The 17503-nt window shown below is 74.9% G+C and carries 13 protein-coding genes and 2 pseudogenes; 2 read left to right on the top strand and 13 right to left on the bottom strand.

Annotated elements, in window-relative coordinates:
* The 6 genes and pseudogenes from KPF47_RS28770 to KPF47_RS28745 all read right to left on the bottom strand — a co-directional run.
* Positions 1-2021: pseudogene (locus KPF47_RS28770) on the bottom strand (BTAD domain-containing putative transcriptional regulator); the annotation flags it as partial.
* Positions 2001-2243 (bottom strand): annotated as a pseudogene (locus KPF47_RS39270) (winged helix-turn-helix domain-containing protein); the annotation flags it as partial. The pseudogenes KPF47_RS28770 and KPF47_RS39270, both read right to left, overlap by 21 nt.
* A 92-nt stretch (positions 2244-2335) precedes the next feature.
* Entirely contained in the window at positions 2336-3778 is a 1443-nt protein-coding gene (locus tag KPF47_RS28760; RefSeq protein ID WP_224391935.1) for a VWA domain-containing protein, read from the bottom strand.
* A 289-nt stretch (positions 3779-4067) separates the two neighbouring features.
* Entirely contained in the window at positions 4068-5291 is a 1224-nt protein-coding gene (locus KPF47_RS28755; RefSeq protein WP_374108788.1) for an IS701 family transposase, read from the bottom strand.
* 54 nt (positions 5292-5345) lie between these two features.
* Complete coding sequence (locus KPF47_RS28750; RefSeq protein WP_224391934.1) at positions 5346-6218, bottom strand: serine protease; 873 nt, start codon at positions 6216-6218, stop codon at positions 5346-5348.
* A 144-nt stretch (positions 6219-6362) separates the two neighbouring features.
* Entirely contained in the window at positions 6363-7256 is an 894-nt protein-coding gene (locus KPF47_RS28745; protein WP_224391933.1) for a MoxR family ATPase, read from the bottom strand.
* 108 nt (positions 7257-7364) lie between these two features.
* Between KPF47_RS28745 and KPF47_RS28740 the strand changes: the two genes are divergently transcribed.
* Positions 7365-9467, top strand: a complete 2103-nt coding sequence (locus KPF47_RS28740; RefSeq protein ID WP_374108907.1) for an ATP-dependent DNA helicase RecQ — start codon at positions 7365-7367, stop codon at positions 9465-9467.
* Positions 9468-9639: 172 nt separating this feature from the next.
* Positions 9640-10233, top strand: coding sequence for a hypothetical protein (locus KPF47_RS28735; RefSeq protein ID WP_224391931.1), 594 nt, complete (start codon positions 9640-9642; stop codon positions 10231-10233).
* A 104-nt stretch (positions 10234-10337) separates the two neighbouring features.
* Here the strand turns inward: KPF47_RS28735 and KPF47_RS28730 are convergent, their stop codons facing one another.
* The 7 genes from KPF47_RS28730 to KPF47_RS39260 all read right to left on the bottom strand — a co-directional run bounded on the left by KPF47_RS28730 (position 10338) and on the right by KPF47_RS39260 (position 17500).
* The gene (locus KPF47_RS28730; RefSeq protein ID WP_224391930.1) at positions 10338-11393 is read right to left on the bottom strand and encodes an ABC transporter substrate-binding protein; all 1056 of its coding nucleotides are present in this window, start codon (positions 11391-11393) and stop codon (positions 10338-10340) included.
* A 57-nt stretch (positions 11394-11450) separates the two neighbouring features.
* Positions 11451-12281, bottom strand: coding sequence for an alpha/beta fold hydrolase (locus KPF47_RS28725; RefSeq protein ID WP_224391929.1), 831 nt, complete (start codon positions 12279-12281; stop codon positions 11451-11453).
* Positions 12282-12337: 56 nt separating this feature from the next.
* Positions 12338-13375 (bottom strand): amidohydrolase family protein, encoded by a 1038-nt coding sequence (locus KPF47_RS28720; RefSeq protein WP_224391928.1) that lies wholly within the window; start codon positions 13373-13375, stop codon positions 12338-12340.
* Positions 13372-14475, bottom strand: coding sequence for an amidohydrolase family protein (locus KPF47_RS28715; protein ID WP_224391927.1), 1104 nt, complete (start codon positions 14473-14475; stop codon positions 13372-13374). The genes KPF47_RS28720 and KPF47_RS28715 overlap by 4 nt, the downstream gene beginning before the upstream one ends.
* On the bottom strand, positions 14472-14966 hold the full coding sequence (locus KPF47_RS28710; RefSeq protein WP_224391926.1) for a Rieske (2Fe-2S) protein: 495 nt from the start codon (positions 14964-14966) through the stop codon (positions 14472-14474). Before KPF47_RS28710 ends, KPF47_RS28715 begins: the two co-directional genes overlap by 4 nt.
* A 73-nt stretch (positions 14967-15039) precedes the next feature.
* Positions 15040-15987, bottom strand: a complete 948-nt coding sequence (locus KPF47_RS28705; RefSeq protein WP_224391925.1) for a LysR family transcriptional regulator — start codon at positions 15985-15987, stop codon at positions 15040-15042.
* 1 nt (position 15988) lies between these two features.
* Positions 15989-17500, bottom strand: a complete 1512-nt coding sequence (locus KPF47_RS39260) for a sensor histidine kinase (protein WP_224391924.1) — start codon at positions 17498-17500, stop codon at positions 15989-15991.
* Positions 17501-17503: the final 3 nt, after the last annotated feature.

The following is a 17503-nucleotide window of genomic DNA, read 5'->3' as shown; positions in this document are numbered from 1 at the left end:
GGTCAGGGCGGCCCCGAGCCACTGCGGCGCGGCGGCTCCCGCTCGCTCGACGGCGGTCCGGCGCTCGGCCAGGGCGGTGTGGCCGTCACCGCCGCGGGCGAGTTCGGCGACCAGCGCGCACCGCAGGGCCAGCTCGTCGTCGTCGCCGGTCCCGGCTCGTCCGGCGAGCTCGACGGCCCGGCCGTAGAACCGGGCGGCCTCCAGGTGGGCGCCGAAGCCGGCCGCCGCCGCGGCGGCGGCACGGACCGCGGCCAGCGCACGGTCCGGGTCGACGGCCGACCCTGCGGCGAGCGCGTGGTGGGCCAGCGGGACCGGGTCGTCCGGCCGCCTGCGGGTGAGCATCGCGTGGGCCGCGGCGTGCAGCCGGGCCCGGCGCAGCTGCGGGATGTCCCCGTACAGGGTGTCGCGGACCAGGTCGTGGGAGAACCGGAGACGTCCGGGCCCGGGTTCGAGCAGCATCCCCCCGAGCACGGCGGGTTCCAGCACGTCCAGCGGGTCGGCGCCGTCGGCGGAGGCGGCGAGGTCGAGGGCGTCGTCGGTGTCCAGGTCCCGGCCGAGCACCGACACCCGGGCCAGCGCGGTGCGGGTGGTCGCGGGCAACCGGGCGAGCCGCCGGCGCAGGACCTCGCGCACCCCGGCCGGGACGGCGTCGGCCGCGGCCGAGGGCCCCTCGGCGGCGACGAGGCGGGCCAGCTCGCGGACGAACAGCGGGTTCCCGCCGGTCCGTTCGGTGATGCGGGCGACCAGCGCGGGCGCGGCGGCCGGGTCACCGTGGCGTTCCAGCATCCCGGCGACGTCGGCGGCGGTCATCGGTGCCGGCTCGATCCGGTCGGCGGTGGGCTCGGTCAGCGCGGCGAGCGCGGCCTGGAGCTCGGCGCCCACCTCGGCCGGTCGCACGCCCGCGGCGACGAGCACGGGCAGCTCAGCGGCCCCGGCGACGACCGCGCGCAGCAGCGCGAGCGTCTCGGACTCGGCGCGGTGCAGGTCGTCGAGGACCAGCAGCAGCGGCCGCTCCCGCCCGGCGACGGCGAGCAGCTCCACCACCGCCCGGGCCAGCCAGAACGTGACCTCGGCGCCGCCAGGCCCGGCCGGGGAACGCAGTGGGGCGAGCCGCTCGACCAGGTCGGCGGGCGGGGTGTGGGCGGCGATCAGTGCGTCCACGATCTCCCGCCACGCCCACGCCGGCGGGGCACCGTCGATCTCCGGGCAGCGGCCGGTGACGGCCGTCCAGCCGTCGGCGGCCGCGGCGGCGGCGAACGCGGCGAGCAGCGTGGACTTGCCCGCACGGCGTCGGCGGCGACGAGGACCAGCTGGGCGCCGGAGCGCGCCCGCCCGCGCCGCGGCGGCGCCCAGCCGGTCGAGCTCGGCGGCCCGGCCGAGCAGCCCGGGGGCCGGTGGGGACGTCCCCTCCGGCGCCGGTCCGGGAGTGCGCGCCGCGACGCCCGCCGCGGACGGGCCGGCGGGACCACCGGGGTCACGGCCGGGGTCCCCGCCCGGATCACGGTGGGGCTCGCCGACCGGGTCCCGGCCGGGGTCGCGGTGGGCGAGCACGTCGGCCTCGATCGTCCGCAACCCCGGGCCGGGGTCGACGCCCAGCTCGTCGGCGAGCAGGCGACGGGTGCGGGCGAGGACGGTGAGCGCGTCGGCCTGTCTGCCGTGCGGTAGAGCGCGACCGCCAGCAGCCCGACCGCGTCCTCGCGCAGCGGGTGCTCGCCGACCAGCGCCGTCAGGTCGGGCACGACGGCGTCGGCCCGGCCCAGCCGCAGCCGCGCGCGGGCCCGGCGCTCGAGGGCGACCTGACGCAGCTCGTCGAGGCGTTCGGCCTCGGCGCGTGCCCACGCCGCGTCGGAGAACTCGGCGTAGGCGGGGCCCTCCCACAGCGCCAGGGCCGCGCCGAGCAGCGCGTCGGCCCGGTCCGGCGTCGCCGTCGCGGCCCGTTCCAGCAGGTCGGTGAACGCGCGCGCGTCGAGCCCGTCGGGGCCGAGTGCCAACGCGTAGCCGGGCGGGCGGCTGACCAGCACCGTCGGTGCCGCACGCGGGGACCTGCCGGGTTCGAGCACCCGTCGCAGCCGGGAGACGTGCACCTGCAGCCCGCCGTGCGCCTGCGCGGGCGGGGCGCCCTGCCACAGGTCCTCCACCAGGGTGTCGACGGCGACGACCTCACCACCGGCCGCGGCGAGCCGGGCCAGCAGCTCGCGGCGGCGGCCGGAGCCGACCTCGGCCGCCGCGCCGTCGACCGTCACCCGGAGCGGGCCGAGGACCCGGACCGTGACCTCCTGCACGGGAGGATCCTGGCGCACGGGGCGGCCGGTGTCAGCCCCCGTGTCCGGCCGGGTCAGACGGGCAGCAGCGCCTGGACCACGTCGGTGAGCTGGGCGGCGGTACGGCACTCGTGCATCGGGAGCACCTCGCCGTAGCGGTCGGCGGCCGAGTCCCCCGATCCCCAGCTGCGTGCGGGCTCCGGGTTGAGCCAGTGGGCGTGCCGGACCCGCCCGGCCATCATCGCCAGCGCCCGCAGGTTGGGGTCGCGGTAGTTGGTGCGGCCGTCACCGAGCACCAGCAGCGACGCCCTCGGGGTGAGCGCGTCACCGTGGTGCTCCAGGAAGTCGCCGAACGCGCTGCCGTAGTCGGAGTGCCCGTCGAAGGCGGTGAGCGTGGCCTCGCGCAGCACCCGCTGCATCACCCCGGACAGCTCCGCGCCGGGTTCGAACAGGTGGGTGACCTCGTCGGTGCGCTCGATGAACGCGAACACCCGCACCTTCGAGAACTGCTCGCGCAGCGCCTGGACCAGCAGCAACGTGAAGTGGCTGAACCCGGCGACGGACCCGGACACGTCGCACAGCAGTACCAGCTCGGGGCGGCCGGGACGCCGCACGCGGTGCGCCGGGTCCATCGGGACGCCGCCGGTGGACATCGAGCGGCGCAGGGTCCGCCGCAGGTCGAGCTGTCCGCGGTGGGACCGCCTGCGCCGCGCCGAGAGCCGGGAGGCGAGGCGGCGCGCCAGCGGCTGCACGGTGCGGCGCAGGTCGGCGAGCTGGGTGGCGTTCGCGGTGAGGAAGTCGACCTGGTCGGTCTGGGTGGGGGTGGTGCTGCGGGCGATCTGCTCCCGGCCGCGCTGCTCCGCGGTGCGGCGGCGGACCTCCTCGCGGACGACGTCCCGGAAGCGGGCGATGCGGTCGCGGATCTCGCGTCGGCGGACCTCGGAGACGAAGTCGGTGTCCCCCTCCTCGCGCAGCCCGTCGAGGATCCGGGCGAGCAGGGTGTCCGGGGAGAGCGCGTTCAGCGCCTGGTAGGCCGACCAGTTGGGCCGGGCCGCCTGCCCGCGGACGCCCTGGCCGGCGGCACCGGAGTTCCCGATCGCGTCGACGGCGGCGCGGGCCAGCTCGCGCAGGGTCTCCTCGTCGCCGTCGCGGAGCAGGTCGGCGAGGATCTCGCGCAGCGCGTCCACGTCGACCGGCCCGGTGCCCTCGCCGGACTCGTCGTCGATCCGCGGTACGTCGACGTCGGACGACCCCGCCCCCAGCGCGGGCGGGAACCACAGGTCGAACAGCGCGTCGAAGGTGCCGCGTTGCCCGGAGCGGCGCAGCAGCGCCGCGGCCAGGCCCTCCCGCAGCTGGTCGCGGTGCAGCAGGTCGAGGGCACCCAGGACCCGCGCCGCGTCGACGGTCTCCCCCGGGCCGACCGCGACGTGGTGGCGGCGCAGCGCCGAGACGAAGTCGACGAGGTGCCCGGGCAGGCCGTGCTCCGGGGCGAGCGCGGCGGCGGGCGGAGTCGTCACCGGACCATCATGCGTGACGCGGGGGCGTTCGGCCCACCCCGCACCGGAGAGCGCTCGGACGTCCGGTGCGCCCGTTCGCACCGGCGCTCCGGTCGAGCCGCCGAGCCACGACCGGAGCGCCGGGGTGCACCGCGGTCCCACACCGCGGGGGTCCTCCCGCCTAGTACTCCAGCCGCACTTCGTTAGCTGAGCTGTCTTCGTCGTCGATAGTGGCTTTCGCGGGCTCGGTGTTGGTGGCGACGTCGCCAGGTCGACCAGGCCCAGCACGGCGCCTGGGTGGGAATGTGGATCAGAGGTGCCAGGAGACGTCGGATCTCGGCGAGGGTGAGCGGGATGAGCCCGTGATCAGGTCTTTTGGGGCGATCGCCGCGGTGACCGAGAGGTAGGCGTGGGCGAGAATAGCCAGGGTGACGTGGCGGTACCAGGCGTCGTAACGCCGCACTTGATAGTGGTCGAGCCCGACCTCGTTCTTCGCGGTCTGGAAGCACTCCTCGATCGCCCACCGCGGGCCGGCGACGCGGATGAGATCGTCGTCGGTGGTGCCGGGCGGGCCGGCGCACAGGTAGTAGGCCAGATCGGGCTCCTCGCCGGCGGAGAGCTGTGTGTCGGTGAGGATCTGACGTCGGACCAGTAGCCATCGGCCCCATCCGGCCGGGGCGTTCTCGGGCGGATACAGCGAGGCCACGGCCCAGTCGTAGAAGCGTTCTCCCTTCACACCCGGACCGGCTGAGCGGCGCTTCCACGCCCGTCCGGGAGCGCGGGCGACCAGGTCGTCGGCCCGTCGTGAGCCGCTGATCTGACAGATGTCGGCGTCCAGGGACAACGGGACGGACTGGCTGCGCGGAACCGCGACGACGTAGCCGATCCGGCGCTGCTCGCACCAGGTGCGGAACTTGTAGTCCTGCCCGTATGCCTCGTCCGCGGTCACCCATCCTGCGGGAACCCCGGCATCGAGGGCACGGCCGAGCATTTCCTTGGCCAGCGTGGCCTTGGTGGCGAACTCGATCTCCTCAGGCACCGCCGCGGCTCGGCAGCGTTCCCGATCACCGGTCCAGGACTTGGGCAGGTAGAGCTCGCGGTCGATCAACGTCCGGCCCTTGCTCGTGGCATAGGCACAGAAGACTCCGAGCTGGCAGTTCTCCACCCGCCCGGCAGTGCCCGAGTACTGGCGCTGCACCCCCGCCGACTTCGTCCCCTTCTTCAGGAACCCGGTCTCATCGACGATCAGCACCCCACCGGACTCGCCGAGGTGCTCGACGACGTAATCCCGCAGGTCATCACGGACACCGTCGACATCCCAGGTCGCGGAGTTGAGCAGCCGCTGCATCCCATCCGGAGTCGTGTCACCGGCGACCTCGGCCAGCGTCCACCCGTTCTTCCCCGCCAACGGCGCCAACAACCCCCGCACATACGCCCGCGCCCGACGCCGCGGTTCCGTCCGGAAGAACCGGCCCGCCACCAGCCCGAACAGCCCATCCAGGCCACCGGCCCACGCCTCGAGATCCTCCTCCACCTGCACAAGATCGAAGCTTAGCGCACATCAACATCACAAACTGCGGCTGGAGTACTAGGTGGCGGGGTCGATCGGCACCGGCTGCGGGGTGAACGGCCGGTCGCCCTCGACCAGCCGCAGCGACCCGCCGAACCCGCCGGGGCCGTTGGCGTAGTCGAGGATCTTCCGCAGGTCGCTGATGCCGTTGGTGCCGGGGGCCGGGGCCAGGTTCAGCGTCGAGAGCACGCCGAGCGCGCGGCCGTCGGCGGTCAGGTAGCCCGACCCGGAGTCGCCGGGCACGCCCGGCGGGACGGACACGACGGTGTGCGTCCAGCCGCCGCCCCCGGTGCCGGTCGAGACGCCGGTCCGGGGCCGCAGCGCCGCCACGCCCTGGCGCAGCGCCGAGTTGCCGTAGCCGTAGACGGTCGCGCCGGTCGGGACGCCGTCGCCGGCGACACCCGCCGGCCCGCCGTAGAACGGCACCGACGGGCTCGTCCGTGCGGCGTCGTCCGGGGTCAGCTCGACCAGTGCGAAATCGTTGAACCGGCAGGTGTCCGGGTCGGCCCCGCCGCGTTCCTGCATGCTCAGCCAGGAGGAGTACACGAGCCGCCCCGGCGCGGTGGCGCCCTCGACCTCGACCGGGGTGCCCAGCGGGAGCGACCCGGCCACGCAGCCGTCCACCTCGGTGGACCTCCCGGTGCCCGCGCAGTGCGCGGCCTGGCCGAGGAAGGTCGCGGTCCCGTCGCTGAACACGAAGTTCGCGGTGCACTGGGCCGCGTCGGGACCGGTGCGGGTCATGACGCCCGGGTGCACGGAGGCGTCCGTGGTGTCGTCCTGGGCCGACGCGGTACCGGTGACGGCGAGCCCGAACGCGAGCACGGCACCGACGGCCAGTCCGGCGCGCAGCACGCGACGGGCCGTGCGGGGCAGCTCCGGGAGGGCGGTCATCGGGTGCCTCCGGTCGCTGGGGAGCGTGTACCCGGAACAACTCGCGTCGCTCGTCCTGGTTACGCCCGGTGCCCCGATCGATCCGATCTTCACTCCATAGGGGCGAATACCTTGACAGCCGATCGGCGGTGCGTCACCCGCCGTTCAGTTCAGGCGTAATTCGGCGGCCGCCTTGTCGGCATCCGAGCGGTGCTTCAGCACGACGCCGAGGGTGGCGCGGACGGCGTCGTCGTCGAGGGTGTCGAGGCCGAGCGCGAGCAGGGTGCGGCCCCAGTCGATCGTCTCGGCGACGCTGGGGGCCTTGCGCAGCTCCATCGCGCGCAGCACCCGCACGGTGCGCACGAGCGCGTCGGTGAGCTGCTCGGTCAGCTCCGGGACGCGGGTGAGCACGATCCGGCGCTCCAGCTCGGCGTCCGGGAAGTCCAGGTGCAGGAACAGGCAGCGGCGCTTGAGCGCCTCGGACAGCTCACGGGTCGAGTTCGAGGTCAGCAGCACGAACGGGCGCCGGTTCGCGGTGACGGTGCCCAGCTCGGGGATGGAGACCTGGAAGTCCGAGAGGACCTCCAGCAGCAGGCCCTCGACCTCCACGTCGGCCTTGTCGATCTCGTCGATGAGCAGCACGGTCGGGTCGGTGCGCCGGATCGCGGTGAGCAGCGGTCGCGGGAGCAGGAACTCCTCGGAGAACACGTCGTCGCGGGTGGCGTCCCAGTCCGCGCCGTCCTCCCCGCGCTGCCCCGCGGTGATCCGCAGCAGCTGCTTGGCGTGGTTCCACTCGTAGAGCGCCCGGGCCTCGTCGATGCCCTCGTAGCACTGCAGGCGCACCAGCCCGGATCCCGTCGCCGCGGCGACGGCCTTGGCCAGCTCGGTCTTGCCGACCCCGGCGGGGCCCTCGACCAGCAGCGGCTTGCCGAGCCGGTCCGCCAGGAACACCGTCGTCGCGACGGCCGTCGAGGCCAGGTAGCCGGCGTCGGCGAGCCGGGCGGTCACGTCCGCCACGGAGCCGAAGACCGGGCGGTGGGCGGGGCTGTCGGACGACACGCGATCATCCTGCACGTCCGGCCCGCTCCGCGTCGGGTGGGTGGCCCGGCTCACACGGGGACGGGGCGCGTCGGTCCGCTGTCGGGGGTCGGGTCCACCATGGGTCTCGTGACCACCGCATCGAGCACCGATCTGCGCGAGCGCGCCGAGACCGTCCTGCAGCAGCTGGCCGGCCCGCAGGCCCGGCTGCGCGAGGACCAGTGGACGGCGATCGAGGCGCTCGTCGCCCGGCACCGCCGGGCTCTGGTCGTGCAGCGCACCGGGTGGGGCAAGTCGGCGGTGTACTTCGTCGCGACCGCGCTGCTGCGCGAGCAGGGGGCCGGGCCGACGGTGATCGTGTCGCCGCTGCTGGCGCTGATGCGCAACCAGATCGACGCCGCGATCCGCTCCGGGATCGTCGCGGTCACGGTGAACTCGGCGAACGCCGACGAGTGGGACGCGGTCTACGCCGACATCGCGAACGGCGACGTGGACGTGCTGCTCGTGTCCCCGGAGCGGCTCAACAACCCCGACTTCCGCGACCGGGTGCTGCCCGAGCTGGCGGCGAGCGCCGGGATGCTGGTGGTCGACGAGGCGCACTGCGTGTCGGACTGGGGCCACGACTTCCGGCCGGACTACCGGCGCCTGCGCACGCTGATCGCGGAGCTGCCGTCGGGGATCCCGGTGCTGGCGACCACGGCGACGGCGAACGACCGGGTCGTCACCGACGTCTCCGAGCAGCTCGGCATGGGCCGTGACCAGCAGGACACGCTGGTGCTGCGCGGGTCGCTGGACCGCGAGTCGCTGCGTCTGGCGGTGGTCCGGCTCCCGAGCCCGGCGCGGCGGCTCGCCTGGCTCGCGGCGAAGCTGGACGAGATGCCCGGCGCCGGGATCGTCTACACCCTCACCGTGCAGGCCGCCGACGACGTCGCGGAGTTCCTGCGCGACCGCGGGGTCGCCGTGCGTTCCTACTCCGGGCGCACCGATCCGGAGGACCGCCTGGCCGCCGAGTCCGACCTGATGGAGAACCGGGTCAAGGCGCTGGTCGCGACGTCGGCGCTGGGGATGGGCTTCGACAAGCCCGACCTGGGGTTCGTGGTGCACCTGGGGGCGCCCGCCTCGCCGGTGGCCTACTACCAGCAGATTGGCCGGGCCGGGCGCGCGCTGGACCGGGCCGAGGTGGTGCTGCTGCCCGGCCGCGAGGACCGCGACATCTGGGCGTACTTCGCGTCGCTGGCGTTCCCGCCCGAGCCGCTGGTCCGCCAGACCCTCGCCGTGCTGTCGGACCGGCCGCAGTCCACCGCGTCGATCGAGACCCGGGTCGACCTGTCGCGGACCCGGCTGGAGATGCTGCTCAAGGTCCTCGACGCCGACGGTGCGGCGAAACGGGTCAAGGGCGGCTGGGTCGCGACCGGCCGGGAGTGGGTCTACGACACCGAGCGGCACGCGCGGGTGGACGAGGCCCGCCGCTCCGAGCAGCAGGCGATGCTGGACTACATCGCGACCACCGAGTGCCGGCTGGTGTTCCTGCGCCGCCAGCTCGACGACCCGGACCCGACACTGTGCGGGCGCTGCGACACCTGCACCGGGACCGTCTGGTCCGACGAGGTGCCCGCCGACGGGGAGCAGGCCGCCACCGAGCGCCTGACCCGGCCCGGGATCGAGGTGGCACCGCGGAGGATGTGGCCGTCCGGGATGAAGGAGATCGGGGTCCCGCTGTCCGGGCGGATCGCCGCCGGCGAGCAGGCCGCACCCGGCCGGGCGATCGGGCGACTGTCGAACATCGGGTGGGGCACCCGGCTGCGCGAGCTCGTGACCGGCGGCGACGACCCGGTCCCGGCCGACGTGCTCGACGCGCTGGTGCGGGTGCTCGCCGGATGGGAGTGGGAGCAGCGCCCGGTGGGGGTGGTCGGGCTCGCCTCGCGCACCCGTCCGCACCAGCTCGACCACCTAGCCCGGCGGATCGCCGAGATCGGCCGGTTGCCGCTGCTCGGCACCCTGTCCCCGGTCGGGGAGCGCCCCCCGGCGACGGAGAACTCCGCCCAGCGCCTGGCTGCGGTGTGGGAGGGGCTCGACGGCGCCTCCGTGCCGGACCTGGCCGGGGTGGACGGTCCGGTGCTGCTCGTCGACGACGTGCTCGACTCCGGCTGGACGATGACGGTCGCCGCCCGGGCGCTGCGCCGGGCCGGGGCCGCGGAGGTGCTGCCGCTCGTGCTGGCCGTCGACGGGTGATCGGCGACCGGCGCCTCGCCCGGCCGGGCCTTCCCGGGCGGTGCTCGGGCCGCCGGAGGACGCGGCCACCGCGACGAACGACGTAGCCGGAACGGGTCACCAGCAGCTCCCCTGGGCCGGGAGCCGCTCCTAGGCTCGGCGCCGTCGCCGTTCCGCCGGGGGGGGAGTACCCATGAGCCGCTCCTCCGCGGACCCGGTTCCCGACTCGCTGTTCGGCCGCCGGTTCGTCGTGGTGCCCGGGACCGTCGGCGACGACGACCTCCGTGCGCTGAGCGCCGAGGTCGCGGCGGACGGACGGATCTGCGGCCTCGCACCGGCACGCCGCCCGGTGACCTCGGACGTCGCGCAGCGCCTCGCGCGGCTGGCGGAGTCCCGGCACCTCGCATCACCGTTCGCCCCGACCGAGGTCGGCTGGGTGACCCGGCACGCCACGGAGCCCCGTCGGGAGCGGCGCTTCTACCTGGGCTGCACCGCGTGGGTGGTCCTCGCCGGAGGCGGGACGCTCACCGAGCACTCCGAGCGTGACCGGGCCGAGGTGCTGCACCGCAGCCGGATCGCGGTCGGCGACGTCGTCCTGCTGCGGGGGTGGAGCCCGCTCGGCGTCGCCGACCCGCGGCCGTACCTGCGGATCGCGCCCGACGGGCGGCCGGTGGCGCTGATGCGGGTGCGGCAGAACCTGGTCGGCTCGGCCCGCGAGTCGGCCTGGCTGCCACTGCTCACCGACGCAGAGATCGCCGAGGCCCGCGCCCGCGCCTCCGCCTGCTGACCGGACCTGGCCGGCCCCGCTCGGCTCGGTCCGGCTCGGCTCGCCCGGACGCCGCAGCCGGGACGGCGGACGGGCCCGGGGGAACGGCGGGCCGTGGTCCGGGGTCAGCGGGCGGGAGCCGGGGTCAGGGTCGTGTCCAGCCAGGCGGCCGGGTCGAGGCCGGACGGAAGCTGACCGATCCCGACGATCTCGTCATAGGCGGCCTGCCAGCGCTGCGGCGAGATCCCCAACAACGTGTCACCGGAGGTGTAGGCGTCGACGTAGGCGACCAGCGCGGCCTTCGCCACGTCCGGATCACCCAGCGCGGGGACCTCGTACTCGGAGTCGATCAGCCGCATCGTCTCGGCGAAGCCGTTGGCCTCGTCATCGACGATGAACTGCATGGCCTCCTCGACGGCGGAGGCGTAGCGCTCCAGCCGGTCGCGGGTCTGCGGGTCGGCCATCTGCGCGGCGGAGGTGACGTACATCTGGGCGCCGGCGTCGATGTCCTGGTTCGGGTCGTAGACGACCGTCTCGGGGCGGGTGCGGTCGAGCAGCACGGAGGTGTCCAGCGACACGATGTAGGAGTCGACCCGGCCCGAGGTCAGGAGGTCGAACACGCCGGGGCTCAGCCCGACGACCTGGCGCGACACCTCCTCCGGCGGCACCCCGGCGGACCCGGCCACCAGGTCCAGGGTGATCGAGCTGGTGCCGCCCTCCGACGGGGTCCCGACGAGCCGGCCACGGAACTGCTCGGGCCGGGTGACGGGAGCGGACTCGGTGGAGATCATCCGGATGGTGCCGGTGTGGATCGGCTCGCCGAACGCGAGCAGCGGGGCGTTGCGTTCACCGGCGGCGATCATCGTCTCGATGTCGCCGATCCGGGTCAGCTGCGCGCCGCCGGCGAGCACCGTCTGGATCGCCGGAGCGGAGCCCTGGGTGGCCTCGAACGTGACGTCCAGCCCGCGCGCCTCGAACAGTCCCCGGGTGTCGGCGATCATCTCCGGGGCGAACGACAGGCTCTCCATGGGCAGCACGTTGAGGAACGTGACCGGCTCGCCCCCGTCGCCCCCGTCGTTCCCGCCGCAGGCGGCCAGCACTGCACAGACGGCCAGTACCGCGGCGCAGGTCCGGCCCACGCGGTGGGCTCCCCGGACGCTCCTGGTGGATGTGGTGGTCATGGCTCACGTCTCCTCGCGTCGTTGCGATCCGTGGCGGTCCCGGGTTCCCCCGGTTGTTCATCGATGGAGTCGGTCCCGGCTGGTCGTGGGGAGGAAGGCGGCCAGCTCCGCCAGTACCTCGTCGGGTGCCTCCTCGGCGAGCAGGTGCCCGGCGTCCAGTGCCCGCCCGGTCGCGGCCGGTGCCCAGACCCGCCAGTCGTCCAGCACTGCCGGCGCCCGCCCGAGCGGACCGCGGCGCCCCCACAGGACGAGTGTCGGCGCGGTGATCGTGCGCCGGCCGCGGTCGGCCTCGTCGTCGGCGGCGTCGACGTCGAACCCGGCCCGGTAGTCCTGGCACATCCCGTGCACCACCTCCGGGCGCGCCCACGCCGACGCGTACGCGGCGAGCGCCGCCGGGTCGCAGACCTCCGCCAGGCCCCGTCCGAGGATCGCGTCGGGCTCCGCGGCCACCAGCCGCTCCGCCAGGTCCGGCGGCTGCGACAGCAGGAACCAGTGGAACGCCCCCCGGGCGAACCCGGCGTCGGCGCGGGCCAGCACGTCGGCCGTCGGGAGGACGTCCAGCACCGCCAGCGCACTCACTGCGCCGGGATGGTCCAGCGCCATCCGGTAGGCGCAGCGGGCACCCCGGTCGTGCCCGACGACGGCGAACCGCTCGTGCCCGAGCGTGGCCATCACCGCCACCAGGTCGGCGGCCATCCTCCGCTTCCCCGACACCGCGACGGCGGCGCCCGCCGGGAGGGCGCTGTCGCCGTAGCCGGGCAGGTCCGCCAGCACCAGGGTGCGGCCGTCGAGCAGGCCGGGGGCCACCCGGTGCCACATCACCGACGTCTGCGGCCACCCGTGCAGCAGCAGCACCGGCGGGCCCTCCCCCGCCTGCCGGACCCGCACGGTCCCTCCGGACGGAGTCGGGACGTCCTGCGGGCTCCCCGGCAGCCCGGTCCCGCTCACCCGAGGCGGTACCACGCGGCGGCCGTCCCGCCGCGCACCGCGGCCAGCTCGTCGCCGTCCAGCACGGCCGCGAGCCGGTCGGCACCGGGACCGTGGTCGTGCGGGTGGTCACCGGCGTGCATCAGCAGCTCCGGGCCGAGCAGGTCGACCACCTCCCGGGCCTGCACCGGGTCGGGCGGCAGGTGGATCGGCGCCGTGGTGAACCGGACGTGCTCACGGACGATCTCCGACGGCGGCCGGTCCACCCAGGGCACCCCCCGCCAGACGCCCTTCCAGTCCTTGTCGAACCGCCACAGCAGCGTCGGCAGCCATGTCGAGCCGCACTCGGCGACCGTGACCCGGAGTCCGGGGAGCTCGGCGAACACGCCCTCGGTCACCAGGCTCACCAGCTGCCCCTGCGCGACGACGTTCCCGTTGGCCAGGTAGTCCTCCAGGTAGCTGTGGGTCATCCCGCTCGACGACGGCGCCTGCCCTGCACGCCCCCACGCGTGCAGGGTGACGACGAGACCGTGCTCCGCGGCGGCACGCAGCACCGGCCGGTTCCCGACGGTGCCCCAGCGGGTGTCGTTGCGGACCGGCAGCAGTGCGGTGACGACCTCCGGCCGGTCGCCGATCCGGTGGATCTCCGCGACCGCGGCGTCGACGTCGAGGGTCGGCACGACCATCGCCACCCGCAGCCGCGGATCGTGGGCCTGCCACCGTTCCAGGAGCCAGTCGTTGAGCGCCCGGCAGAGCGCCGCCTCGTAGTACGGGTTGCGGTTGGTCTGGAAGGTGCTGGTGCAGGTCAGGATCGCGAGGTCCGTGCCGTACGGGGAGAGCACCCGCTCCCCCAGCTCGCCGACCTCGGACAGCGGCCGGCCACCGGGGCCGATGCCGGGCGGATAGGCGCCGCCCTGGGTCGGCGACAGCGACACCCCGCCGTCGGTGGTGTAGTCGCGCCAGTAGGGGGCCATGTGCGCGACCACGTCGGACAGTGTCGACGGGACACAGTGGACGTCGGTGTCGACCACCACCCCTGCCACCGGGGCGCTCACGACGCCACCCGCTCGGGCAGGCCGTAGAGCCGGCAGGCGTTCGATCCCATGATCGGCTCGCGCAGGTCGGCCGGGAACAGCCGGGGCGCCGCCGTCGGCGAGTCGAAGTCCCAGTGCGGGTAGTCCGAGGCGAACATGATCCGCTCGCCCAGGCCGAGATGCCGGATCACCGTGGCCAGGTCCGCCGGGTCCCGCGGCTCCTCGATCGGCTGAGTGGTGAACCACAGGTGCTCACGCAGGATCTCCGACGGCGGCCGGTCCAGGTGCGGGACGTCCTCCCGCAGCGCCGCCCACCCGTCGTCCAGCGACCAGATCAACGGCGCCGCCCAGGCCAGCCCGCCCTCCACACAGACGACCTGCAGCTCGGGGAACTCGGTGAGCACACCCTCGCAGAGCAGGCTGGTGACCAGCGCGCCCATCATGTTGCCGTTCCAGACGTGCTCCTCGAGGTAGAACGACGGCCAGCCCGCGCCGCGGTGCTGCTCCAGCCCGCCGGTGTGCGCGGCGATCGGCAGCCCGGCCTCGGCGGCGGCCACGTAGATCGGCCAGTACCGGCGCCTGCCGAACCCGGACTCGCCGCCGGTGGCCAGCAGTACCTGGCAGAACCGCGGGTCGCCCGAGCGCCTGCGGATCTCCGCCGCGGCCAGCTCCGGGGACTCCAGCGACACCGCGATCGACGATCGCAGCCGCGGCTCGTGGTCGAGCCAGCACTCGGCGACCCAGTCGTTGAGCGCCCGGCACAGCGACGCGGCGAACTCCGGGGTCTCGGCGCCCCAGCTGTGCGACTGCAGCGGGATGAGCACGCCGTGGTCGATGTCGAACTCGTCGAGCAGCTGGTCGCGGACGAGCTGCAGGTCGCTGCCCGGGAAGGCGCCCTCCGGCCAGGCGTCCAGCCGGTAGCCGGAGTTGCGCACCCGCGGGTAGACGTCCGGCGGGGCGGGCACGCGGCTGCCGAACAGCTCGTAGCGGCGCCGGGCGGCCGGGTCCAGGCGCGGCATCAGTTCGCCGGGCGGGCAGGCCGGGTGGATGTCGGTGTCGACGATCGTGAAGCCGGTACGCCGGCGGGCCGGCGCCGCGGGCGCCTCGGGTGCGGTGGTCACGGGCTCTCCCCCCGGCTCGGAACGGTGCGGGCGGGCCGCGGCGTGGTGTCGACGACGACGTGGTCACCCGAGCCGAACCGCTCGACGGTCACGTCGAAGGTCTCGGCGACGAACGGGCCGGGCCTGCGCTCCCCGGGCGCTGGCTCCGCGGTGGACACGTCGGCGGGCTCGACGCTCACCTCGTAGCTCCGGGCCGGCGGCTCCCCCGGGCCGAGGAACGACTGCCCGGTGGCCAGGTCGTACTCCCAGCCGTGCCAGGGGCAGGCGATCAGGGCGTGCTCGTCGTCGCGCTCGTAGCGTCCGGGTGTGCTCGACCGGACCCACGCCTGCGTGCGGCCCTGGCACAACGGTCCGCCCAGGTGGGGGCAGTGGTTGTTGAGCGCGTAGAACCGGTCGCCGACCCGGAAGACCCCGATGGAGCGCCGTCCACGGGTCACGATCCTTCGTTCGCCGGGTGGGAAGTCGTCCACCCGGGCCACCACGATCCGCATGCTTCCGACGCTATGTCGCAGGTCACCCCGGGCGGAAAGAGGAAGTTAGGATGCGGGTCATCCACCGCGTCTATTAGCCGGGGCGCAACGAGCGCGAGGCGGTGTCCAGCATCGCGCGCAGCCAGGTGTGCGCGGCGTCGTCGGAGCGCAGCCGGTGCCACCAGAAGATCTCCACGATCGGCGGCGGGTCCCCCGGGCAGGGAAGGATCCGCAGGTCGGGACGGTCGGCGAAGCCAGCAGCGAGCCGACCCTGCATGACCGCGACCCGATCGGTCCCGGCGACGAACCACGGGGTGGCCGCGTAGCTGTCGACCCGCACCGCCACCCGCGGCCCGGTGCCGAGCATCGCCAGCAGGGGCGCGAGCGGGGAGCTCGCCGGGTACTGCGGGTCGGGCTGGTTCGGGACCACCCACGGCAGACGTTCGAGGTCGGCCAGCTCGATCCGGTCCCGCACCGGGTTCTCCGCGTCGACGACGCACACCCAACGATCCCGGAACAGCTCCTGGCCGCACAACTCGTCGACCTTGAACTCGGCCTTCGGCGCGGAGATGATCCCGTCCAGCGTGCGCAGCGTCTCCGGCAGGTCGCCGGGCAGCCTGCCCTTCACGACCGGGACGTGCAGCCGCACGCCGGGCGCGGCCTCGTGCACCACGCGCGACAGCGACTCGCCCATCGCCGCCAGCACGTAGTCGGTGGTCATCACCGTGAACTCGTGCTCGGAGACCTCCGGCCGGAACGGCTCCTCCGGCGCGAACAACCGCTCCAGGCCGAGGCAGAGCGGCTCGACCTGGAGGGCGAGCCGGCGCCCCAGCGGGGACAGCACGTAGCGGCCGCGGGTGCGTTCGGGCAGGTCGTCGTCGAAGTGCCTGCGCAGCCGGGCGAGCGCGGCGCTCGCCGCGGGCTGGGTCACCCCGACCCGCTCGGCCGCCCGGGTGACGTTCTGCTCGCGCAGCAGTTCCCGCAGGATCACCAGCAGATTCAGATCGACGTTGGCCAGCGCGGCCGTGGCGGAACGGGGCACCTCAGGTCTCCTGCTCGTCCAGGCCCGCGACCGGGAGCACGGTCCGGACCGTCCAACCGCCGTCCGGGCGCGGGCCCGCCGAGCAGGCACCGCCCCACCGTTCGGCCCGCTCCCGCATCGACACCAGTCCCAGGCCGCCGGCCACCCCGGCCGGCGGATCCGTGGGCCGGGTCCCGGACCCGTCGTCGGCGACCTCGACCACCAGGTCGCCGCCGCTGCGTTCGATCCGCACCCGCACCGTGTCCGCCCCGGCGTGCTTGACGGCATTGTGCAGGGCCTCCCGGACGGTCCGGTAGAGGTCGTCGGTGGCCCCGGGGCCCAGCCGCGGGTCCACCGGGGCGACGACGTCCACCCGCAGGCCCGTCCGGGACTGCACCTCGGAGGCGTGTGTGCGGACAGCCTCCACCAGGTCACCGCCACGCGGTGCGGCCGGGTGCATCTCACGCACCAGCAGCCGCAGGTCGTCCAGCGCGTCGGCGGACATCGCGGACAGCTCGGTCGCCGCGCCCAGCACGCGGGCCGGGTCCGGGTCGGAGCGGTCCAGCCGGCCCTGCAGCGCCGAGACCTGCATGCGGATCGAGAACAGCTGCTGCACCACCGAGTCGTGCAGGTCCCGGGCCAGCCTGCGGCGCTCTGCCGTGCGGGCGTCGGACCGGGACCGGGCCACCAGCCGGGCGGTGTCCACGGCGACGGCGGCGTGCGCGGCCATCGCCTCGAGGAACGCCAGCGAGGACGGGTCCGGCGCCTCGTCCGGCTCGTAGTAGGCGTTGATCACGCCGACGGTGGTGCCACGGACGACCATCGGCATAGCGACGAACCCGTCCCAGTCCGGCCGGTCCATGATCTCGTGCAGCGGCTCCCACGCCGGGTCCGCCATGATCGCCGCCCGGCGGTGCGGGACGACGACCGCCTCGCCCCGCGCGTACGCCTCCAGGAACCGGATGTCCGCGCCGCCCTCCCGGCAGGCCCGCAGCCGCCGGACGAAGTCGGGTGCCGCGCCGAACCCGGCCATCCCGAGCACCTGCAGGTCGGCCGCCGGGTCGTCGACCGCCAGGATCTGGGCGGCCGCGATGTGCGCGGTGCCGACGATCTCGCGGGCGATGGCGTCCAGCGTGCAAGCCAGCGACCCCGCCTCGGCGACCCCCGCGGCGGCCCGGACGATCGCGGTCAGCCGCTCCTGCCGGGCCAGCAGGTCGGTGACGTCGCTGAACCACACGGCCAGGCCGCCGGTGCCGTCCGGCGCGGCCCGGTACCGGAGCTCGCGGGCCGACCCGTCGGCCCCGGTCCAGCGCACCGTCCGCGTCCCGGACGGGCCGACCGGGGCGGGGACGAACGGCGCCCGGACGCCCACGAGCTCGTCGGCCGGGCGGCCGAGCAGCCGGAGGGCGGCCGGGTTCAGCGAACGGAACCGGCCGTCGGAGTCGAGCAGGACCAGGCCGTCCGCACACACCGCGACGAGCGCGGCCGCTCCCGGCTCGTCCCGGTCGGGGACGGTCGTCACATCGGTGTGCACCGC

Source organism: Pseudonocardia sp. ICBG1293 (assembly GCF_020131355.1).
In the GTDB taxonomy this organism is placed as follows: Bacteria; Actinomycetota; Actinomycetes; order Mycobacteriales; family Pseudonocardiaceae; genus Pseudonocardia.
Note: the sequence above shows the minus strand (reverse complement) of the source record. Positions and strands in the feature narration are given on the sequence as shown.